The organism is Nocardia kruczakiae NBRC 101016 (assembly GCF_001612965.1).
GTDB lineage: Bacteria > Actinomycetota > Actinomycetes > Mycobacteriales > Mycobacteriaceae > Nocardia > Nocardia kruczakiae.
The window spans coordinates 90,627-115,903 of the sequence record NZ_BDBL01000013.1; the positions used below are offsets into that span (position 1 = coordinate 90,627).

The 25,277-nt window shown below is 70.0% G+C and carries 2 protein-coding genes; both read right to left on the reverse strand.

All coding sequences use genetic code 11. The features are described from left to right. Positions 1-2 precede the first annotated feature (2 nt). Positions 3-794 (reverse strand): FkbM family methyltransferase, encoded by a 792-nt coding sequence (locus tag NK1_RS11130; RefSeq protein WP_063008432.1) that lies wholly within the window; start codon positions 792-794, stop codon positions 3-5. Continuing rightward, positions 788-25,159: a non-ribosomal peptide synthetase gene (locus tag NK1_RS11135; RefSeq protein WP_084460769.1), complete on the reverse strand. Its 24,372-nt coding sequence runs from the start codon at positions 25,157-25,159 to the stop codon at positions 788-790. Before NK1_RS11135 ends, NK1_RS11130 begins: the two co-directional genes overlap by 7 nt. Positions 25,160-25,277: the final 118 nt, after the last annotated feature.

Here is a 25,277-nt window from a genome sequence, read left to right on the forward strand (position 1 = left end):
ATTCACCGATCGATACGCGGCCGGACGGCGAAGACCTCGTGCATTTCGGTGCCCGCCAGACGTGGGTCCTGGCGGGTCTGCGCCGACATGCCCTGCCGCGTGAGCAGGTCGCAGACCTCGCGCAGACGGCCGTCGCGATCGTGGACCTCGGCGACGACGACGTGGATGCGCCGCCAGTCCGCTGCGGTGATGCCGAGCAGCACATCCCATTCCGCGCGTTCGACGTCGACCTTGAGCAAGCCGATCTCACATCCTCGGCAGTGCTGATCCAGGATCGCCGACACGGTGGTGACTCCGACCTCGAGTTGCACGCCGTCGTGCAGCCCCTGCGTGATGACCGCGATGGCGCTGTCGTCCAGCCCGTTGTTGCGCAGATAGGTGGCGGTCGCTTCGTCGTCGGCCGCGCGGTCGGCGAAGAAGCCGGAATTCGCCGTCGCGCGCGGATACCAGGTGAAGGGCCGGGTCCCCGGCATCGCTCCGACCGCGATCCGCAGCGATATCCCGCCGGGAACGTGCGCCGCGATATTGCGGTCCAGGCATCGGAAGGTCATCGGCACCGGTTCGACCGCGATCACGCGGGTGCCGGGGCAGGTGTCGGCGAACATCATCGCGCTCAGGCCGATATTGGCGCCGACGTCGAGAACGACCTGGCCGGGACTGAGGAATTCGGCCGCGCGGCGGTAGAACCCGTCGGCCGCGGTCGTCTCGCCCCACAGCATTCTGGCTTCGGCAGGACTGGTGCAGGTCACCGTTCTGCCGTCATCGAGTCGCACATGTTGCAGAGTGGTCAGCATTGGTCCATGAACCTTTCGAGGACGGGGCCTACGACGGCCAGCGCACGGGGATGGCTCAATTCGAGATGGCGGGCGTCGACGACGACGTTGTGGATGTCGCCGCCCACGTAGGGCCGCCAGGTGTCGGCGAGAGCGTCGTGTTCGGGGTGATCCTGTCCGGCGGTGAACAGGAGCAGGTCACCGTCGAAGACTTCGGGCCGATGGCGGGTGGAGATATCGCCGGCGGTGCGGAAGCTCGCCATGACCCGATCCGTCTGTTCGGCGGTGAACAGTCCGGTCGCGATCACCTGCTCGCGGATGACCTCCCACGCTTGTTCGTGCGTGCTCACCACCAGCTCGTCGCCCAGGTCGAACAGCTCGCGCCAGCCGCCGAGCAGATCGGTCATCAGTTGTCCGGGCGCGGGTTCCTCGGCCGTGGGTTGCGGCAGCGTGCCGGCCGCGCTGTCGAGCAGCGCCACGATGCCGACCCGGGCGCCGTCGCGGCGCAACTGCACCGCCATCGCGTGCGCGATCTGCCCGCCCAGCGACCACCCGAGCAGGTGGTAGGGGCCCGTGGGCTGCACTCGGCGGATCTCGGCCACATAGCGGTCGGCCAATTCGTCGAGGGAGGTGGCGGCGGGTTCACCGGCGACGACGTGCGGATCCTGCAGGCCGTAGACCGGCCGATCCGGGTGCAGATGTTCGATGAGCCCGCCGTAGAACCACGCCAGGCCGCCCGCCGGATGCACGGCGAACACGGCCGGCTCGGATCCGCCGGCGCGCAACGGAAGCAGCACGCTCAGCCCGGACGCGCCGTCGTACTCGTCGGCGCGGCGGGCCAGCGTCTGTGGTGTCGCATCCTCGAACATCCACGGCAATTCGATCGTCACACCGCGGGCGTGCAGTTCGGTCACCGCCATGGTGGCCAGCAGCGAATTGCCGCCCAGATCGAAGAATCCGTCGGTCGCCCCGACGCGGGCGGCGCCCAGGATGTGCTCGTACACCTCGCCGATCACCTTCTCGGTGCGGGTGCGCGGTGCGACGAACCGTTGTACGGCGGCATCGAAATCGGGCGCGGGCAAGGCTTTTCGGTCCAGTTTGCCGTTGACCGTCAGCGGTAGATCATCGAGCACCATCACCATCGAGGGCACCATGTAACTGGTCAGCACCTCGGCGGCGGCCGCCCGCACCTGCCCCGGATCGAGACGCTGACCGTCGGCGGCGACCACATATCCGATCAGCTGGTCGACCTCGCGCTCGTGACGATGCACGGCCGCGGCGGCCCGCGCAACCGACGGATGCCGCAGCAATGCCGACTCGACCTCCCCCAGCTCGATCCGGTACCCACGCAGCTGAACCTGGGCATCGCCGCGACCCGCATAGGCCAGTTCCAGGCCGCCTCCGGTCTCCCGCCAGCGGCCGAGGTCGCCGGTGCGATACAACCGGCCGCCGTCCGGGTCGAACGGATTCGCCACGAAACGGCCGGCCGTCGCCGCGGGTGCCCGCAGGTATCCGCGCGCGAGTTGCGCTCCGGCGACGCAGATTTCACCGCGCACCCCGATCGGCACGGGGCGCAGCCGGTCGTCGAGGACATAGGCGCGCAGTCCCGGCAGCGGCACTCCGATCCGGTCCGCGTTCGGACCGTCCACCTCGGCGAAGGTCACATGCACCGTCGTTTCGGTGATCCCGTACATGTTGATCAACCGCGGGGAACCGGGCTCGTGGGCGGCGAACCATCCCGACAATCGCGCCGCGTCCAGGGCTTCGCCTCCGAAGACGACATACCGGAGCGCGAGATCACCCTGAGCGCAACCGGATTCGCGATATCTGCGTTCGGAGTCGGCGAAACCGTAGAAGGCCGACGGGGTTTGACTCAGGATCGTGACGCTCTCGCGCGCCACCAGTTCCACGAGTGCGTCGGGTGAGCGAGCCGTGTCGTGGTCGACGACGACCAGTCTGCCGCCGGTCAGCAGCGCACCCCACATCTCCCACACCGCGAAATCGAAGGCGTAGGAATGGAACATCGTCCACACGTCGCCGGGGTGGACATCGAATCGTTCGGCGGCATGGGTCAGCAGCGTGACGGCGTCGCGATGGGTGACCGCCACACCCTTGGGAGTGCCGGTCGACCCGGAGGTGTAGATGACGTAGGCCAGGTTGCCCGGCCGCGCGGCCACCGGCGCCCGCGCGCTACCGGCGTCGAATTCGGTCTCCGCATCGTCGATCGACACCATCGGCGTCGCACACCGCGGCACCTGCGGGGCCATATCGGCCGAGGTCAGCACCACGACGGGACGTGCGTCGTCGATGACGAAACGCAGGCGACGCGGCGGATTCGCGGTGTCCAACGGCAGATATCCCGCGCCCGCGCGCACGACGGCGAGCAGACCGACGATCAGATCGACCGACCGCGGCAGCGCCACCGCCACCAGCGTTTCCGGTCGCGCGCCGTGCGCGGCGAGACGGGCGGCGAGCCGGGTCGCGCGTCGATCCAGTTCCGCATAGGTGAGCTGTGCCGTACCGTCGCTCACCGCGATCGCGTCGGGATGTGCCGAAACGCGGGCGGACAGCAACTCGGGCAGGGTCAGTTCCGCCACCGCGGCACCGTCGGTCCCGGCGGCGGACAATATCCGGCGACGCTCGCGGGGCTCGACGATATCGATATCCCCCACGGCGACAGCGGGATTCGCGGTCGCCTGCTCGAGGACGCGGACGAGCGCCTGTGTGAATCGCCGCATAGTCTCTTCGACGTACAGGTCGGTGGCGAAGGTGAGGCGGCCGGCCATTCCGCCCGGCCGGCCGTCGGCGCCGGGTCGCGGGACGAGTTTGACGTTGAGATCCGCGCGTGCCTGATCGAAGACCTCTTCGATCGGTTCGATGGTCAGGCCCGGCAACTCGAGTGCGGCGGCACTGAGATCCTGCACGTCCAGCGTCACCTGGTACAGCGGCATGTGCGCGGTCGAGCGCCGTGGATTGAGCTCCTCCACGATCTCCTCGAAGGGCACGTCGGCGTGCGCGAAGGCCGCCAGATCCGTGTCGCGGACCGCGGCGAGCAATTCCTCGAACGCCTGTGGCGATGCCACTCGGGTCCGCAACACCAGCGTGTTGACGAACATGCCGATCAGATCGTCGAGTTCACGGTCACCGCGGCCGGCCACAGGTGTGCCGATCGCGATATCGCCGACCGCGGCCAGCTTCGACAGCAGAACCGCCAGCCCGGCGTGCAACACCATGAACACCGTCGCGTCGGCCGCCCGGGCGAGGGCGTCGATGCGGGCGTGCAGGTCGGCGGACAGCTCGAAATCGAGGGTGCTGCCGTGCATGGACGCGACGGGCGGGCGGGGCCGGTCGGTCGGCAGTTCGAGAAGTTCGGGCAGTCCGGTGAGGGTGCCGGTCCAGAATCGCAGCTGCCGCGAGATCAGCGAATCCGGGTCCGTTTCGTCGCCGAGCATCTCGCGCTGCCAGAGTGCGTAGTCGGCGTACTGCAGCGCCAGTGGCGGCCAATTCGGTTGTGTTCCTTGCCGACTCGCCTCATAGGCGAGCGCCACGTCGCGGGCGAGCGGCATCATGGACTGTCCGTCGGCACAGATGTGGTGGACGCCGATCACCAGCACGTGGTCACGGTCGCCGAGGGCGAACAGTTCGGCGCGTATCGGCGCCTCCCGGGTGACGTCGAAGCCCGCGGACACCACCGCCGCCGCTCGCTCGAAAATCTGCCCTTCGTCGGCCGGGATCGGGATCAGCGCGGGCGCGACCTCGTCGGCGCCGATCACGACCTGGCAGGGGGCACCGTCGATCATCGGGAATCGGGTCCGCAGCGATTCGTGCCGGTCGACGACCAGCGCGCACGCCCGCCGCAGCGCATCGACATCGAGGTCGCCCCGCAGCCGGATCACCAGCGGGATGTTGTACGCGCCGACCGAGGTGTCGAAGCGGTTGAGGAACCACATCCGTTGCTGTGCGGGCGAGAGCGGAATCCGGTCCGGGCGGGTCCGCGCAACCGGCCGCGCCGCGACGGCCCGGTCGGCGCCGGCCAGACGCGCGGCCAGTTCGGCGACCGTCGGGGCGTCGAACAGATCCCGGATGCCGACGTGCACGCCCAGGGCCGTGCGCACGCGGGCCACCGCTCGGGTGGCCGACAGCGACGTGCCGCCGAGTTCGAAGAAGTTGTCGGTGGCACCGACGTCGGCGACGCCCAGGACGTCACCGAAGACCTCCGCGATGCGTTGTTCGGTGTCGGTACCGGGAGCGATCCGGCGCCGCTGCACCGTGAAGTCGGGTGCGGGCAGCGCCGCCCGATCCAGTTTTCCGGTCGCGGTCAGCGGGAGCTCGGCGATGTGCAGCACGACGTCGGGCACCATGTGCGCGGGCAACCGGCGGCGGGCAGCGGCTTTCACCTCGTCCGGATCGATATCGGTGTCGCCGACCAGGTATCCGGCGAGTCGCTGGGTGCCGCGCTCGTCGGGGCGCAGTGCGACCGCCACCCGGTCGACCCCGGGATACTCACCGAGGACGGCCTCGATCTCGCCGAGTTCGATGCGCTGGCCGCGGATCTTGACCTGGAAGTCGCGGCGGCCGAGATACTCCACCGCGTATTCCGGTGTCCAGCGAGCCAGGTCGCCGGTGCGGTACAGGCGAGAACCGGCCGAGCCGAACGGATTCGCGACGAACGCGGCCGCGGTCGCCGCGGGCCGGTTCGCGTAGCCGCGCGCCAGATGCGGGCCCGCGAGATACAACTCTCCCACCACGCCGACCGGCACCGGTCGCAGCCAGGGGTCGAGCACGACGGCTTCCATGCCACGGATCGGCGCGCCGATGGTCACCGCCTCACCCGGCAGCAACGCCGCGCTGATTCCGGCGAGAATGGTCGCCTCCGTCGGTCCGTACCCGTTCAACATCCGCCGGCCCGGCGCCCAGACGGCGACCAGCTCCGGTGTCACCGCCTCGCCGCCCGCCATGAGCACCCGCAGCGAATCCATACCCGTCGGCGACATGGTGGCCAGCACGCTGGGGGTGAGGAAGGCATGCGAGACCTGTTGCCGCCGAATCACCTCCGCGAGTTCTGGACCGGCATAGGCGTCCCGTCCCGTGACAACCAGGGCCGCGCCGCTGGTATGGGCGAGCAACACCTCGAGCACCGCCACATCGAACCCGGGGCCCGCCGCGTGCAGCACCCGCGATGCGGTGTCGACGCCGAAGCGGTCCCGCACCACCGCGGCGAAATTCGCCAGGCCCGCATGGGTGAGCACGACGCCCTTGGGCAGGCCGGTCGATCCGGAGGTGTAGATCACGTAGGCGGCATCCGCGATCCGCGGTGTCCGTATACGATCCGCGTCCGTGACGGTGGCCGCGGACTTCGCGGCGAGCATGGTCTCGGTCTGCGGGTCGTCGAGAACCAGCGGGGTCACCGCGTCCGGGAGCAGCTCCCGTTCCGCCGCGATCGTCAATGCCAGTCGCACGGCGGAGTCCGCGAGCATGTGGGCCACTCGCTCGGTCGGATTGCGCGGGTCGACCGGCAGGAACGCCGCACCGGTCTTGGCCGTCGCCCACAGTCCCACAATGAGTTCCGGCGACCGTGGCAGCACCAGCGCGACCTGTTCGCCGGGACCGATTCCACGCTCGATCAACCACCGCGCCAACCGGTTGGAGCGCGCGTCTAGTTCGGCGTACGACATGGTCTGGTGATCTGAGATCACCGCTGTCGCAGACGGATTCACCCACACTCCCGCGGTGAGCAACTCGTCGGCGCGGTGCGGCGCGGCAGCGGCGCCTCCGGTGGCGGGGACGACGGCGGCACGCTCGGCCGGGTTGAGCAGATCCAGCGACAACAGCCGCGCACCCGGGTCGCTCGCCACCGCCCGCAACACCATCGCCAGCCGGTCGGCCAGCCCCGACGCCGTCGCGTCGGTGATCCGGTCCTGCCGGTAGCGCAACCGGATGTGCAGCCGGTCGGTGTGGTGGGCCTGGACGGTGATCGGGTAGTGCGCGGCGTCGCGCCCGTCCGCCGCGACCACCCGCATGCCGTCGATATCGGCGGCGCCCAGTCCGCTGCTGTCGACCGGATAGGACTCGAACACCACCAGCGTGTCGAACAGGGTCACCGCGCCGACCGCCGACAGTATGCGCGGCAGTTCGAGGTAGTGGTGGTCGAGCAGGCGAGTGTTGCCGGCCTGCAGCCGGGTCAGGGCCTGCCCGAGGGTGTCCTCGCGGCGCACGTCGGCGACGACCGGAATCGTGTTGATGAACAGTCCGATCATCGATTCCACCCCGGCCAGGTCGGCGGGCCGGCCGGACACGGTACTGCCGAAGACGACCCGGTCGGAGCCGACCAGATTGCCCACGACCACCGCCCACGCGAACTGGACCATCGTCGCCATCGTCACCGCGTGGGACCGCGCGAATTCCGCCAGTTCGGCGCTCACCTCACCGTCGATCTCCACCGGCAGATCGATCGGCATGGTCGCGGCCGCATCGGCATGCGGATCGGCGACCAGGGTCGGTTCGGTGACATCGCGCAGCGCGTCGCGCCACACGGCCTCGCTCGCGGCACGATCGCGGCGAGCCAGCCATTCCAGATAGTCGCGGTAGGACACCGCATCCGGTAGCAGCTCGGGCTGTGCGTCCACTGCGTACAGGCCGATCAGTTCCCGCCACAGCAGCGGCAGCGACCATCCGTCGAGCAGCAGGTGATGGGCGGTCAGGATCAGCCGGAAGTCGCCCGATCCCACGGTGGCGAGCACGAATCGCAGCAGCGGCGGTTGCGCCGGATCGAAGAACGACGCCCGCTCGGCATCGAGCAGAGCCGAGGTCTCGGATGCGGCGCCGGAGAGCGTGACCTGCCGCCACGGCACCTCGACGTCCTCCGGAATCACCTGCACCGCAACACCTTCGGCGGTACGCGCGAATGCGGCCCGCAGATTCGGGTGCCGGTCGAGCAGGGCTTGCGCGGCGCGCAGGAACCGGGCCTCGTCGACCTCGCCGGACAGGGTGAGCACGGATTGGGCGAGATAGACGTCGAGGTGGCCCGCGGCGATCTCGGCATGGAAGAGCAGGCCGGCCTGCAGCGGCGCCAGAGGCCACACGTCGTCGAGTCGTCCGTAGCGGTGGGCGAATGCGTCGAGATCGGCGCGGGTCACATCGACGAGAGGCACGTCGGAGCGGCTGAGCCCCCAGTCCCGGTCGGCGGCGGCCGCGACGACGGTGAGCGCCTCGACCCATTCGCCGGTGAGTTCGGCGACCTCGTCGTGGTCGAGCAGCCGGGAGGCGTAGCCGACGTATGCCGACAGCTGCGGTCCGGCGTCCGTGTCGAGCACGTTCACGTCGATGGTGAGTACTGCCGCCACCGGCATATCCGGCTCGAATGCCGCACGCTGGTCGAAGGCTTCGCCGGAGGGAACCCACGCCGGATCCGCCGGATCCATGCGATCGATGCCGGTGCGCCCGAGGTTGTTGTAGGCGATCTGCGGTTCCGGCAGATCGGCGAATCGCTGGGCGGTCGCGGGATTCAGGAAGCGCAGGAGACCGTAACCCATTCCCTTGTCTGGGATTTCACGCAACTGGTCCTTGACCGATTTCACGGCGGCAGGCACGTCGGCGGAGTCGACCCCGTCGAGGTCGAGTACCACCGGATACCGGGTGGTGAACCAGCCGACCGTTCGCGACAGGTCCGCGCCTTCGGCGATCCCCTCCTCGCGGCCGTGTCCCTCGAGCATGACACTCGTTGTGGCACAGACGTTGCCGCGCCGTTCGCGCCACCGCCGCACAGCCACGGCGAGCGCCGTCAACAGCGCATCGTCGACGGTGCCGTGCGCGGCTGCGGGCACCTGGTGGAGCAACGCCGAGGTCACGTCGACCGGCAGTGTGACGGTCATGTGGCGCACCGTCGACTGGGTATCCAGCGCGGGATCGGCATTCGCGCGTCCGAGTAGCGGGTCGGGGACGGAGCAGATCCGCTGCCACAGTGGAAACTCGCCGGCCCGCGCCGCCGCCGTTTCGACCAGGGCCTCGGCCCAACGCCGCATCGAGGTGCCGGGAGCGGCCAACTCGACCGGCCGGCCGGTGATGATCCGCTGCCACGCGGTGGCCAAGTCGGGCAGCAGAATTCGCCACGACACCGCGTCGACGGCGAGGTGATGGATCACGACGAGCGCGCGCGCCTCCGCGTCCACACCCGGCTCCGGCAGCAGGCAGGCGACGTGCACCATCGCACCGGTCGCCGGGTCGAGCCGGTCGACCGCCGCGGCCGACGCCGCCTCCACCACGGCCGTGAAGCCCGGCGAGCCGGGTCGTTCGGCGGCGCCGAAGGTACGCACCGACACGGATCCGGCGGTCTCGGATGCGCTCAGCGGCAGCACATCCCACTGCCCCGCCCGCAGCCGCGAACGCAGCACATCATGGCGTTCGACGACCGCAAGCACGGTCGCGCGCACATCGTCGACTCGGGCGTCGCGCGGCAACCGCACCAGCATGGACTGCGCGAACCGCGCCGGCGACCCGAGATACTCGACGAACCAGGCCACGATCGGCGTGAGCGCGATCTCACCCACTCCGCCGCCGGGCAGTTCCTCGATGGTTGCCCGCGCGGGCGCCTGCGCGATCTGCGCCAGGCCGCGAACCGTCTTGCGCTCGAAGATATCTCGTGCCGTCACGTCGATCCCCACGGCCCGCAGTCGCGACGCCAGCTGGATCGACATGATGGAATCGCCACCCAGCGCGAAGAAGGACGTGGTCGCGCCGACGCCGCTCACACCCAGCACATCGGCGAAGGCGGCCGCCACGGTGCGTTCGAGCTCGTCGGCGATGGCCGCCGCGCCCTCCGTCGAGGTGTCGAAGTCCGGTTCCGGCAACGCTTTCCGATCCACCTTGCCGGTCGAGGTGAGCGGCAACCGGTCGAGGACGGTGATCGTCGCCGGCACCATATGCGCGGGCAGGGTGGCCGCGAGCCGATCGAGGATCTCGCCCGGCGCGGCGGTCGCGGCGGAATCGGTGGTGACATAGGCCGCGAGTACGGTGCGCCCGCCGGGCCCGGTGCGGGTTACGGTGACCGCGGTGGCGATTTCCGGATGTGCGAGCAAGGCGGCATCGATCTCGCCCAGCTCGACCCGCTGGCCTCGGATCTTGACCTGAAAATCGAGCCGGCCGACGTACTGCAGCGTGGCCTGCTCGGTCCAGCGCACGATATCGCCGGTGCGGTACATCCGGCTCCCGGGCGATCCGTATGGGTTCGCCACGAACGACGCCGCCGTGACGGCCGGGCGATTCAGATATCCGCGTGCCAGTGCGGATCCGGCGAGGTACAGCTCCCCTGGCACGCCGATCGGCACCGGGCGCAGCCGCGCGTCCAGCACCACCGCCTCCGCGCCGCGGATCGGACCGCCGATGGTGAGGATTTCCTGCGGATCCACCGGATCGCTGATGGTGATCACGATCGTGGTCTCGGTCGGGCCGTAGATGTGGTGCAGCCGCCGCCCGGCCGCCCAGGCCGCGAGCAGATCGGGGGCCACCTTCTCGCCACCGACCGCCAGGACCCGCACCGACTCGACCTCGGCGGGCGACATCGTCGCCAGCACACTCGGCGTCAGGAACGCATGCGTCACCCGGTGCGCCGTGATCAGCGCGGCCAGGTCCGCGCCGCCGACCACCTCCGGCGGCGCCACCACGAGCGCCGCGCCGGCGGCGTGCGCCATCAGCGCTTCGAGCAGGACGGCGTCGAAGGCCGGTGACGCGACCTGCACGATGCGCGAACTGCGCTCGACCAGGTAGCGCTCCCGCTGCTCGTCGGCGAAGGCGGCGAGCCCCTCGTGGGTGACCATCACCCCCTTCGGCGTCCCGGTCGAGCCGGACGTGTAGATCAGATAGGCCACATCCCGAAGTCGCGGTGCGCGTGGATGTTTCACCGCGACCGCGCCCGGGGCACGGGGTTCGTCGAGCATCAGCCAGCGCACGTCGCCGGGCAGCGCCGCGCGCGCGGCGGTCGTGGTGATACCGAGGCCGGCAGCGGAGTCGTGCAGCAGATAGGCGATCCGCTCCGGCGGATAGCGCAGGTCCAGCGGTACGAAGGTGGCGCCGGTCTTCACGATCGCCCACATGGCGATGTGATAGTCCGCCGAGCGCGGCACGGCCAGCGCCACGCGGACCCCTGGTTTCGCGCCTGCCGAAAATAGCTGGGCGGCAATCTCTTCCGCGCGAGTGTCGAGCTCACGGTAGGTGAGGGTGCGAGTACCGTCGATCAACGCGATCGCCTCGGGAGCGGTGGCCACCGCGGTGGCGAGCAGTTCCGGAAGCAGCCGCGGTGCGGGTGCGGCCCCGCCCCGCGCCGGCACGAGCCGCTCGGCCTCGCCGGCGTCGAGCAGCGCGATGTCCCCTACCGGCCGGGCCGGATCGCGGACAACGGCGTCGAGTACGCGAACGAACCGGTCCGCCAGTGCCTGTGCGGTGGCCTCGACGAAAAGATCGGTGGCGTAGATGATTTCGCCGTCCATTCCGACGGCCCCGGCACTGCCGGGGTCGTCGGTCAGCAGGACGGTGAGATCGGTTTTGGCCTGGGCGACACCGGGATCGACCAGTTCCACCTCGACGCCGGGCAGCCGGAATCGGTCCGCCGGCGCGTTCTGCAACCCGAACAGCACCTGATACAGCGGCGTATACGCCGTGGACCGGGGCCGGTCGAGCAGATCGACCAACCGCTCGTAGGGCAGATCGGCGTGCGCGAGCGCCTCGAGGTCGATGCCGCGCACCTGCGCGACGAGCTCGGCGAACGACACGTCGTCGCGGACGGGTGTGCGCAGCACGACGGTGTTGACGAACATGCCGACCAGATCGTCCAGCGCCGCCGTCCCGCGCCCCGCCACGGGGGTGCCGATCGATATGTCGCCGGTGTGCGCGGTGCGCGCCAGCACGAGCGCCAGCGCGGAATGCAGCACGACGAAGACGGTGACACCCTCGCGGCGGGCCAGCTCCACGATCGCGTGGTGCAGCGGTGCCGGTATGCCGAATCGCACACTGCCACCGGTCATCGACATGGTCGCGGGGCGTGGCCGATCGGCCGGCAGGTCCAGTAGCTCCGGCGCGTCGGCCAGAGCCGCCGTCCAGTAGGCGGCCTGGCGTGCCGTCACCGATTCCGGATCCTCCTCGGCGCCGAGCACCTCTCGCTGCCACAGCGAGTAGTCGGCGTATTGCACCGGCAGCGGTTGCCATTGCGGCGCTTGGTCTTTCACGCGCGCCGCGTAAGCGGTGAAGATGTCGCGGGCCAGCGGCGCCATCGACGAGCCGTCGGCGGCGATGTGATGAACGACCAGCACCAGCATGTGCTGCGCGGGCCCGGTGCGATACACCCGCGCGCGCACCGGGACCTCGGCCGAGACGTCGAAGCCCGCCGCGACGGTCTGCCGGATTCGCTCCGCGAGCGTCGCCTCGTCGACCGGCTCCGCATCCGGTGCCAGCTGCGCGACCACCGCGGCCACATCCCGCACCACCTGGCAGGGTTCACCGGCCACCGTGGGATAGACGGTGCGCAGGGGTTCGTGCCGGCCCACGACGTCCGCGAACGCCGCGCGCAGGGCGCGCAGATCCAGTGCACCGGTCAACCGTGCCGCGAAGCCGATGTTGTAGGCCGCCGACTCGGGATCGAACTGGTTGATGAACCACAGCCGTCGCTGTGCCGCCGCCAGCGGAACCGTGGCCGGGCGCGGCCGCGGCGCGAGCGGGAGCAGCGACGACGGCATGCGCTGCGTCAGACGAGCCGCCAGTCCGGCGATCGTCGGTTCCTCGAAGATGTCCCGGATCCCGACCCGCACCCCGAGCGCCGCCTCCGCGCGTGCCGCCAGCCGGGCGGCCGAGAGCGAGTCGACACCGAGTTCGAACAGGTTCGCCGCGACGCTCACCCGCTCCCCGCCGGTGATCGCGGCGACGATATCGGTCAGTGCCGCTTCGTGATCGGTACGCGCCGGCACGAATTCCGCCGTGTCGTCGAACTCCGGTTCCGGAAGCGCGTCGCGGTCGAGTTTGCCGTTCGCGGTGAGCGGCATCCGGTCGAGCACCTCGACGCGCCCCGGTACCAGATACGACGGCAGCAGCCGTGCGAGGCGGTCCCGGATGTCCCGCCCGTCGATCACCACGCCGGGCCTGAGCGTCACATACGCCACGATGCGCTCCGCGGTCGCGACCGCGACCGCGCGCGCGACCTCCGGGAGCGCGCACGCCGCCGCCTCGATATCCCCCGGCTCGACGCGCTGGCCGTGAACCTTCACCTGGAAATCGCTGCGGCCCAGAAAGTCCAGTTCACCGGATCTGGTCCAGCGCACCAGATCGCCGGTGCGGTACAGCCGCTCGCCCGGTGCGCCGAACGGATGCGCGACGAAGGCCGCGCAGGTCAGGTCGGCGCGGCCGTGGTAGCCGCGCGCCAGTTGCACACCGGAGACGTACAGGTCGCCGACGACGCCGACCGGCACCGCGCGCAGTCTCCGGTCCAACACGTACACCCGCATCCCGGAGACCGGCGCGCCGATCGGGACCGTCGCGGGCACCGTCGCACCGGGCAGGCATCGCGCGGAGGTCACCACCTCCGCTTCGGCCGGCCCGTACCAGTTCACCACCTCCGCCGCGGTGAACACCCGCGCCGCGGCGTCGACGGTGGACTGCGCCAGCGCCTCACCGGCGACGAATACCCTTCGTACCGAGGGTAATTCGGTATCGGCGACGGTTTCGAGGAGAACGTCGAGCATCGACGGGACGAAATGCACGGTGGTGATCCCCCGGTTCGCGATGCAGTCCGCGAGATAGACCGGGTCGCGATGCCCCTCGGGTTCGGCGATCACGATCCGCGCGCCGGTCTGCAACGGCCAGAACAGCTCCCACACCGCGATGTCGAAGGTGACGGGGGTCTTGTACAGGACCGTATCGCCGGCGCCGTGCGGCCACTGCCGCTGCGCCCACGCCAGCTGACTCGCGGTGGCGGCGTGGGTCAGCGCCACCCCCTTGGGCACGCCGGTGGAGCCGGAGGTGAACAGGACGTAGGCCACATTGCCCGGCCGCAGCGGCGCGAGCCGGTGCGCATCGGTGATCGCGTCACCGGACAGTGCGGACAGATCCAGCCGATCGAGATCCACCCGCGGATACTCCGGCGGGAGGCCGTCGCCGTCGGCCGCGGTCGTGAGAACCAGGAGCGGGTGTGCCGCGTCCAGCACGTCGGCGATGCGCCGGCTCGGCTGCTGCGGATCGATCGGGACGAAGGCCGCACCCGACTCCAGCACCGCGTACAACGCCGTCGCGAGGTCGACGGAGCGTCGAACCGCCACGGCCACAGTGGTTTCCGTGCGCGCACCGCGCGCGATCAGCCATCGGGCCAGCCGGTGGACACGGTCGGCGAAGTCCCGGTAGGTCAGCGCGTCGCCGTCGGCGGGCAGGATCGCCGCAGCGTGCGGGGTGCGGCGCACCTGTTCGCCGAAGCCGTCCACCAGGGTTCGCCCCACCGACATCGGGTCGCCGGTGTCGTTCCAGCGTTTGAGCACCAGCTGCCGTTCGGCGGCATCGAGCAGGTCGAGCTCACCGAGCGGCGCGTCGGCGTCTGTCGTGAGCCCGTCGAGCAGGCGGACGAACCGGTCCGCGAACCGCTGTGCCGACTCCGCGTCGAACAGGTCGGTCGCGTAGGTCAGCCGCAGCGTCATACCGGCCGGCTCACCGTCGGGAGCGTGATCCTCCGTCACCATGAAGAGCAGGTCGTAGATCGCGGAACTGTCACCGGGATCGATGGTTTCGACGGTGAGCTCCGGAAGTTCGACACGCGCCCGCACCATGTTCTGATAGGCGAGCATCACCTGGAACAGCGGTGAGTGCGCGGTCGAGCGGGCGGGACGCAACGCGTCGACCAGTTGCTCGAACGGCACGGTCGCGTGGTCGAAGGCCTCGATATCGTTGCGGCGCACCATGTCCAGCAATCCGGTGAACGTCTGGTCGAGCGTGACGCGGGTGCGCAGCACCAAGGTGTTGACGAACATGCCGACCAGGTCGTCGAGCACCCGGTGGCCACGGCCCGCATGCGGTACGCCGACGGTGACGTCGTCGCTGCCGGACAGGCCCGACAGCAGCACCGCGAGCGCCGTGTGCACCACCATGAAGGTCGTGGCTCGCGCGCGCTGGGCCAGTGATTCGATCCGGCTCTGCAGGTGCGCCGGAATGTCGGCGTGGATCAGCGCGCCGCGATGGCTCTGGTCGACCGGGCGCGGCCGGTCGGCGGGCAGTTCGAGCAGCTCGGGTATGCCGGCCAGTCGCGTTCGCCAGTAGGCGATATCGCGTGCCACGGGCGATTCCGGATCGTCGGGCGAGCCGAGCACCGCACGCTGCCACAGGGCGTAATCGGCGAACTGCACCGGCAGCGGCGGACGATCCGACGGGTGGGCACCGGCCCGCGCCCGATACGCCGCCACGAGATCGGCGGCCAGCGGTGCCACCGAATAGCCGTCGCAACTGATGTGGTGCACCGCTATCGCGACCACCCGGACGGTGTCCGACAGCTGATACAGCGCGACCCGCACCGGCACCGCGTCGGAGACGTCGAATCCGGTGGTCGTCAGCGCGGCCAACCGGCCGTCCAGCTCGTGCTCGTCGATTCGCTGCGGTGTCAGGTCCCAGTCCGCGACGACGGCGGCCGCCTCCAGCACCACCTGGGTGGGCACGCCGTCGACCGCCGGGTACACGGTGCGCAGACTCTCGTGCCGTTCGACCACGTCCCCGACGGCTGCCGTGAGCGCGTCCGCATCGAGGCGTCCTTCGAGCCGAACCGCCAGCGGCACAATGTATCCCGGCGCCAGGGGGTCGTACTGGTTGAGGAACCACATCCGGGTCTGCGCCGTCGACAACGGCAGGCGATCCGGTCGCGGCCCGCGTGTGGGAGCCGGCAGCGCGGGCACACCCCGCAGCCGGGCGATGCGCTCGGCGAGTTCGGCGACCGTGGGCGCTTCGAAGATCATCCGCACCGGCACGGCCGCATCGAGTGTGGCGCCGATCCGGCTCAGCGCGCGCGTGGCGACGAGCGAATTGCCACCCAGGTCGAAGAAGTCGTCGTCCGCGCCCACGACCGGCACGCCGAGCAGTTCGGCGAAGACCTCGGCGACGGTCTGTTCCACGATCCCCTGGGGCGCACGGTATTCCGTCTGCCCGATCGAGTCCGGAACCGGCAGGGCCCGGTAGTCGATCTTCCCGTTCGCCGTGAGCGGCACACCGCCGATCCGGATGACGACGGACGGCACCATATAGGCCGGCAGGCGTTCCAGCAGCAGGCGCCGAATCCGTGTGGTGTCCACGGTTTCCGGTGCGACCACGTAGGCGATCAGGCGTTGCTCGCCCCGGCCCGCGTAGACGCGCGCCACCGCCGCATTCACCTCGTCCTGCGCGAGCAGAGCCGCCTCGATATCGCCCGGTTCGATACGCAGTCCGCGAATCTTGACCTGGTCGTCGGCGCGCCCGACGTAGCTCAGGACGCCGCCCTTCTCCCAGCGAACCAGATCACCGGTCCGGTACATACGCGACCCGGGTGCGCTGCCGAGAGGGTCGGCGACGAAAGTCGCGGCGGTCAGATCCCGGCGCCGGTGGTAGCCACGAGCGAGCTGGACACCGCTCAGATACAACTCCCCCGTCACCCCCGCCGGCACCGGGTGCAGGCGCGAATCCAGCACGTGGACCACGACATTCGGCTCCGGCGTACCGATCGGCACGGTGCCGCCGTCGATACCGTCGACGTGGTAGGCGGTGACGCTGACCGCGGCCTCGGTCGGCCCGTACAGGTTGTCCAGGCGCGCATCGCTGAGTCGGCGGAAGCGGCGCACGGTGTCGGCCGGCAGCGTTTCGCCGATGCACAGCACGCGCCGCAGATCGGGGAAGCGGTGACCGGCCGCCGTATCCTCGAACGCCGAGAGCAGCGACGGCACGAAATCGGCCGTGGTGACGTGATGGTCGGCGATCAGCCGCGCGACCGCCTCCGGGTCGCCGCCCGCACCCGGGCCGGCGATCACCAATTCGGCGCCACAGGTCAAGGCGCAGAACAGTTCCCACACCGACAGGTCGAAGGTGACCGGGGTCCGCCACAGCATGACGTCGTCACCGAGCCGGTAGTGCTCGCGCAGCCAGCGCAGCTGATTGACCACCGCGGCATGCGATACCGCCACGCCCTTGGGCACCCCGGTCGAGCCGGAGGTGTAGATGACGTAGGCCAGATTCTCCGGACGCAGCGGCCCGAGCCGGTCGCGGTCGGTCACTGGCGCAGTGTCCGGCGAACGGCCGCCGAGTTCGGCGAAGTCCCAGACCGGGACGTCAGCGGGCAGGTTCGCGCCATCGGATCGGCGGGTGAGTACCGCCCGGGGCCGCGCCGCGCTGAACACGGCGCGCACCCGATCGAGTGGATGTTCCGGATTCACCGGCAGATACGCCCCGCCGGCCGCATGGATCGCATAGAGGGCGGTCAGCAGGTCGACCGAGCGGTGCATCGCCACGGCGACCACGGTGTCCGGGCCGACGCCGCGGTCGATCAATGTCCGCGCGAGTGCGTTCACCCGGGCCGCGAACTCGCCGTAGTCGAGTCGCGTGCCGTCCTCGGCGTCGAGCACGGCGCTCGCCCGCGGTGTCGCCGCGGCCTGGGCGGCGAACAGTTCGGCGATGGTCGCCGAGGACGGCGCCATGGTCCCGCCGGTTTCGCGCACGGCCAGTTCGCGCACTTCCGCCTCGGTCAGCAGGTCGATATCGCCGATCGCGCGGTCGGGCCGGTCGACGACGGCGCGCAGCAGCAGCACGAACCGGTCGATCATCGCGCGGATCGTGGACTCGTCGAACAGGTCTGTCGCATAACCGAATTCGAGGGCCATCCCATCCGGTCCACCATGGCGCGCGGTGTCGACGAGATTGAGGTGCAGATCGTATTTGGCCACGCTCGGGTCGGCGGTCCGGGCATCGACGGTCAATCCTTCGAAGCGCACCGCCGGAATGTCGATGTTGTGGAACGCGAAACCCACCTGGGTCAGCGGCGCATGCGCCGTGGAGCGAGGCGGGTTCATCACCTCGACGAGACGTTCGAACGGGATGTCGGCATGGTCGAAGGCGGCGAGATCGGTCGCGCGGACCTGCTCCAGAATCCGGCGGAAGGAGGCGCCGGGGTCGATGCGGGTGCGCAACACCAGGGTGTTGACGAACATGCCGATCAGGCGTTCGAGTCCCGGTTCTCCGCGTCCGGCGACCGGCGTGCCGACCGCGATGTCGTCGCTACCCGACAGACGTGCCAGCAGGGCGGCATAGGCCGCGTGCAGCACCATGAAGACCGTGGCATCGCAGGAGCGGCCCAGCGCGGTGAGCGCATGCCCGAGGTCGGCGGGCAGGGTGTGCGACACCGTCGCACCGCGGAAGCTCTGCCGCGCCGGGCGCGGGCGATCGGTGGGCAGATCCAGCACTTCGGGCAGATCGGCCAGGGCCGTGCGCCAGTAGTCGACCTGCATGGCGGCCGGAGCGCTCGGATCGTCTTCGGTGCCGAGCCGTTTCCCCTGCCACAGTGCGTAATCCGCGTACTGCACGGGCAGCGGCTCCCATCGCGGCGCCTGCTGCCGGCGGCGTGCCTCGTAGGCGGTCATCAGATCGGCGGCCAGTGGCGCGAGCGAGGATCCGTCGAAGCTGATGTGATGGACGACGACGACCAGCGTGTGTTCCTCGGGCGCGGTGCGCAGCAGGACGACCCGGAACGCAACGTCGCGGGTGACGTCGAATCCGGCGGCCGCCGTCGCCGCGATCCGCGCCTCGAGTTCGGCGGCGGGAACCGTCATCGGCTCCAGCGGCGGCAGCGCCTCGCGCACCGGCACTATCACCTGATGCGGCCCGGTGTCGCTGTCCGGATGCACGGTGCGCAACGCCTCGTGCCGCTCCAGCACATCGGCGACGGACGCCCGCAGGGCCGCCACGTCGAGCGGGCCGGACATGCCCACCACCAGGGCGATGTTGTACAGCGCGGAGTCGGTGTCGAACTGGTTGAGAAACCACATCCGGGCCTGGGCCGGTGAGAGCGGGATGCGCGCCGGTCGCGGTTGCGGCACCAGCGGTTCCCGCCCGGGTGTGTCGAGGGTGCGCAGCGCCGCGGCGAGGGCCGCGACCGTCGGGGCGTCGAAGACGGTGCGCAGCGATACCTCGACATCGAATGCGGCACTCAGCCGCGCGACCAGCCGCGTCGCCGACAGCGAATTGCCACCGAGGGCGAAGAAGTCGTCGGCGGCGCCTACCTGGTCGATGCCCAGCACGGCGCCGCACACATCGGCGACGAGCTGTTCGGCCGCATCGCGCGGCGCGACGAAAGCGGCTCGCGCACTGGCGAATACCGGCTCCGGCAGAGCGGCGCGGTCGACCTTGCCCACCGAGGTCAGCGGCAGGGCGTCGAGTACCGTCACCGACTCGGGAACCATATGCGCGGGCAGGTGGCGCGCGGCATAGGACGTCACGGCGGCCACGTCGACGACGTCGTCGCCGGGCGCGAGATAGGCGGCGAGCCGCATTCCGCCGTCGGTCGCGACGCTCACCGCGACCGCGGCGGCGACATCCGGATGACCGGCCAGGACGGCCTCGATCTCACCGAGTTCGATGCGTTGCCCGCGAATCTTCACCTGGAAGTCGGTGCGCCCGGCGTATTCGAGGGTGCGTTCGGGGGTCCAGCGGGCCAGATCGCCGGTGCGGTACATCCGCTCACCCGCCGCGCCGGACGGCTCCGCCACGAACGCCGCCGCCGTCTCCGCGGGCCGATCGAGATATCCACGGGCGAGATGGATGCCGGAGATGTACAGCTGTCCGGTCACCCCCACCGGCACCGGCCGCAGCCGCTCGTCCAGAACCAGCGCCCGCACACCGCGGATCGGACCGCCGATCGTCACCCGATCGCCGGGTTTCAGCGGATCGCTGATCGCCACCATGATCGTGGTCTCGGTCGGTCCGTAGCCGTTGTGCAACCGGCGCCCGGGTCCCCACACCGCGACGGTGTCGGCCGAGACCGCCTCCCCACCGGCCACCAGCACCCGCAACGACCCGAGCGCGGCGGGCGACATCGTCGCCAGCACGCTGGGCGTGAGGAACGCATGCGAGATCCGTTGCCGGCGAATCACTTCCGCCAGCGGCTCACCGGCGAAGACCTCCGGTGGCGAGACCACCAGCGTCGCGCCGTGCGGATGTGCCATCAGCAGTTCCAGCACCAGCGCGTCGAAGCCCGGAGCCGCCACCTGCAGCACGCGCGCGGAATCGCTGATCCGATACCGATCTCGTTGTTCGGCAGCGAAGTTCGCCACACCCGCGTGCGTCACGGCGACGCCCTTCGGCTCGCCGGTCGAACCCGACGTGTAGACCACGTACGCGGTATTCGACACCCGGCACGGGCGAATCCGGTCGCGGTCGGTCACCGCGGACGCGGAACGGCAGGTGATGCGGGCCTCGGTGCGCGGTTCGTCGAGGACGAGCCGCTCGGTGGTGTGCGGCACCAGGTCCCGCGTCGCGATCACGGCGACAGCGACCCGGACGTTCGCGAGCATGACCGCCACGCGCTCGGCCGGATTGCGCGGATCCACGGGGACGAAGGCGGCACCCGTCTTCGCCACGGCCCACATTCCCACCACGAGTTCCACCGACCGCGACAGCACCAGCGCGACCCGGTCGTCGGCACCGATCCCGTACTCGATCAGCACTCGGGCCAGCTGATTCGACCGGGCGTCCAACTCCCCGTAGGTCAGGGTGTGCCCGCCCGACACGACCGCCACGGCCTCCGGATCCCGGACCGTCAGCAGCTCGGCCAGCACGAGCGGCGCCTCGGCGTCGCCACCGGATGCGGGCACCAGCGCGGCGCGCTCACCGGCCGACAGCACATCGACCGCGCCGACCCGCTGCCCCGGATTTCGCACGACCGATTCGAGAATCCGATGCAGGCGCGCGGCGAACTCCTCGACCGTGCCGCGGTCGAACACATCGGTCGCGTAGTTGATCCGCATCGGGAGATCGCCTGCCGCCCTGGCATTCTCGGCGACGGTGACGATCAGGTCGACCTTCGCCGGCTGTGGACCCGGATCCAGGACCTCGGCGGTGACCCCGGCCAGCTCGAGGGTCGGGCGGTCCATATTGTCGAACGCCAGATACACCCGGCACAACGGGTCCTGCGCCGCCGCCGACATCGGCTCGATCGCCTCGGCGACCTGTTCGTAGGGCAGGTCGCTGTGTGCGAGTGCGCCGAGATCGATGTCCTCGACCCGCGCCAGGAAGTCCGCGAACGTGTCGTCGTCGTCTACTCGCGTCCGCAGCGGCACGGTGTTGACGAACATGCCGATCAACGGTTCCAGCGCGCGTTCGCCGCGGCCCGCGACCGGGGTGCCGACGGTGATGTCCGCCGAGCCCGACAGCCGGGCCAGCAGCACCGCCAGCGCGGCATGCACGACCATGAAGGTGGTGACCTTCGCCGTGCGGGCCAGCTGCTCGATCCCGGCGTAGGTTTCGGCGGTGATCGCGGTGTCGACGACATCGGCGAGCAGGGACCGGCGATCCGGCCGCCGGCGGTCGGCCGGGAGTTCCAGCGGCCGCGCCATATCCGCCAATTGTGCTGTCCAGTAATTCAATTGACGAGAGGCGAGCGACTCGGGATCGGTGTCGTCGCCCAGTAATACGCGCTGCCGGATGCTGTAATCGGCGTATTGCACCGGCAGTGGCTGCCAGCCGGGGGCGTGCCCCTGCGCTCGCGCGCGGTAGGCGGTGGCGAAGTCGGCCGCGAGGGGCGGCAGCGACGACCCGTCGCAGCAGATGTGGTGCAGGACGACCACCAGGACGTGGCCGTGATCGGCGGTGGCGAGCAGTGCGACTCGGATCGGCGGCCGGTGGCGCACATCGGTTCCGGTCGACACCAGCTCACCGATCCGGTGGTCGAGTTCGTCGGCGGAGACGCGCCTCGGTGTCACATCCAATTCCGCCACGACATCCTCGGCCGGCAGAATCACCTGTGTGCCTCGGCCGTTCACGGCCGGATACACCGTGCGCAGGGATTCGTGCCGTTCGATCACATCAGCTAGGGCCGCCTGCAGGGCGGAGGCGTCGAGCCGTCCGGACAGCCGCAGTACCAGCGGAATGTTGTAGGCCCCCGATTCGGGCTCGATCTGATTGATCAGCCAGATCCGGGTCTGCGCGGGTGCGAGCGGAATGGGATCGACTCGCGGCTGTGGCCGCAGCGCGGGGCGAGCGGACCGTCGGGCGCCGTCGATATGGGCGGCGAGCTGGGCCGCGGTCGGGTTCTCGAACAGCTCGCGCACCGACACCTCGCACCGGGTCGATTCGCCGATCCGCACCGCGGCCCCCGTGGCCGTCAGCGAATTGCCGCCCAGCTCGAAGAAGTCGGCCAGCACACCGACCCGATCGACGCCCAGCACCTCGGCGAAGACCCCGGTGATGGTCTCCTCCACGGGCGTGCGCGGCGCCACGTACGCCGCCGCCGAATCCGGCGCCGGCTCGGGCAGGGCGCGATGGTCCACCTTGCCGTTGACGGTCAGCGGCAGCGCGTCGAGAACCATGACGTGGGCCGGGACCATGTAGTCCGGCAGGATCGAACGCACATGCGTGCGCAGCTCCTCGGCCGCGCAGACCGCTCCGGTGGCCGGCACCACGTAGGCCAGCAACCGGGCCGCCTCGGTACCGGGCAGATGCACCACGACGACCGCCGCCGACACCGAACCGTGGGTCAGGAGCGCGGCGCGGATCTCGTCGAGTTCGATCCGGAACCCGCGCAGCTGCACCTGCCGATCGGCGCGGCCTCGATACTCCAACTCCCCCTCGAGATTCCGGCGCGCGATGTCACCGCTGCGGTAGAGCCGCGCCCCCGGCGCACCGAACGGGTCGGCGACGAAGCGTCCCGCCGTCAACCCGGGCCGGTCGAGATAGCCGCGGGCGAGTTGCGCTCCGGCAACGTAGATTTCGCCCCAGGCTCCCAGTGGCACCGGTCGCAGGCGCTCGTCCAGGACATACACGCGCAGGCCCGGCAGCGACGAGCCGATGGTACTGGGCGCGCCCGGCACGGCCCGGTCGGCCGCAAGCGGGGTGTAGGTGACGAAGACCGTGGTTTCGGTGATGCCGTAACTGTTGGCCAGCACCGGCAGATCCGGAGTCCGGGCGTACCAGTCGGACAGACTCGCCGGATCCAGCGCCTCCCCGGAGAGGACGACGAGGCGCAGGGCGAGCTCACCGTCCGGTTGCCCGGCGTCCACGTAGCGCTGACGCGCGGCCGCGAACTGATGGAAGGCCGACGGTGTCTGACTGAGAACGCTCACCTTCTCCCGCGCTGCGAGGCGCACCATCTCGTCCGGTGAGCGCGTGACCGGACCGTCCACCACCACGAGCCGTCCCCCGGTGACCAGCGCACCGAAGATCTCCCACACCGAATAGTCGAATGCGAACGAATGGAACAACGTCCACACGTCCCCGGCGCGGACCCCGATTTCGGCAGTGGCGTTCGTCAAGTAGGCGGCGACCGCGCCGTGGGTGATCGCCACCCCCTTCGGCTGCCCGGTCGATCCGGAGGTGTAGATGACATAGGCGACGTTGCCGGGACGCAGGGGGCGGACCCGGTCGGCATCGGTGATCGGTTCGCCGCTCTCGGTGGCGTCGTCGTCGAACAGCACGACGCGGCCCGTCTCGGGCAGCCGATCGGACATGCTCCGGCTCGTCACCAGGGCGATCGGTTCGGCATCGCGCAGCACGTAGTCGAGGCGCTCGAGCGGGTGTGCGCGGTCCAGCGGCAGATATCCGGCGCCCGTCTTCACCACAGCCAGTGCGGCCACGATCAGATCGACATCGCGCGGCAGTGCGATCGCCACCAGCGTATCCGGCCCGGCCCCGAGGGCGATGAGCCTGCGCGCGAACCGGTTGGAGCGCTCGTCGAGTTGGCGGTAGGTCAGCGCGGTCGTTCCGTCGTCGACGGCGACGTCGGACACCGAGAACGCCGCCTGTCGCGTGACGAGGTCGGCCAGTGTCGCCGCTGTGGCCGTACCCTCGCGGCCCGCGAGTTCACCGAGCACCCTGCGCTGTTCGGCGGGGTCGACCAGCGGGATGTCGACCAGCCGGGCATCGGTGGGCGAGTTCGCCATGCGGTCGAGGAAGTCGACGAAGCGGCCGGCATGGGCGTCGAGTTCATCCTGTCCGTACAGGTTGGCGTTGCCGTGCAGTTCGACCGCCAGCGGTGCGTCGCCGCCGGCGCGGTACATATTGAGTTGCAGATCGTCCAGCGCTCCCGAGGTCAGCGCGCGGTAATGCCCGGTCGCCTCGCCGAGGCGGATCTCGGAATCGAAGAACAGGATATTGACGATCGGGCCGAAGGAGGTCGCCGCCGCGTCGACGGCATCGGATTCGCGGCGCAGATCCTCGAACCGGTAGAGCTGATGCCGCATGGCCAGCACGAGTTCGGACACCGATGCGCGGACCAGGTCCTCCACCGTGGTCGCCGGGTCCACAGTGAATCGGATCGGCACCATATTGGCCAGCATCGCGGCGGCATTGCGCAATCGCCTCGTCACCCGCCCGGACACCGGCAGCGACAGGACGACCTCGTCGGTACCGGTCATGCGCGCGAGGAAGGCGGCGAACGCCGCGACAACCACCTGCGCCGTCGAGGCGTGCAGGTCGTCGGCGCAGCGGTCGAGCCGCGCGGTCAGCGGCGCCGGTAACGTGCGCCCGGCGAAGCGGTCGTCCTCGCTCCATTTGGCGGAGCGCCCCGCCAAACTCGCGGCCGGGGGCAGGTCGGCCGCCTTGTCCAGCCAATACGCCCGGTCGGTATCGAACCGCCGGCTCGTCCGATAGTCGTGCTCGGCGGCGATGATGTCGTTCAGCCCGACCGTCGCCAGCCGCGTCGGCGCTCGGCCCTCGATCAGTGCGTTGTAGTGCTCGGCGACGCGGTTGATGAGATTGAACGCACCGTAGCCGTCGATGACGAGATGATGAGCGCGCGCGTACCACAGATATCGGTCCTCGCCGATCCGGATGAGTCTGGTCGCGGTGAGCCGGTCCCGGGCCAGATCGACCGCCTTGGTGCCGTAGTCGCGGCGCATCCAGTCCATCGCCGCCGCGTGCGGATCCGCGGCCTCGGTCAGATCCAGTAGTGGCTCGTCGTAGACGATGCCGCGATCCACGTACTGATACGGACGACCACCGACCTCGACCACGCGGACGATGAGTGACTCGCTCTCGTGGCCGGCGTCGGTCACCGCCTTGGCGAAGGCGGCGTAGTCGATATACCCCTCGATCTCGACGTAGTGGGCGATGTTGACGTTCGGTCCGCCGGGGAGATTGTCCGCCAGCCACATTCCGTATTGCGCCCTGGAAAGTGGAATCAGATCAGGATTTCGGTCGGCAGGCATGGCTGAATCCGGACTCATCGTCTAGCCCCTCCTCGAATTCCGATACACGGAGCAGCGCACATCCACACGTGTTTCCATGCGCGGAATTCCCCGTTGCGGTACCCTTGCTTGCGAATGC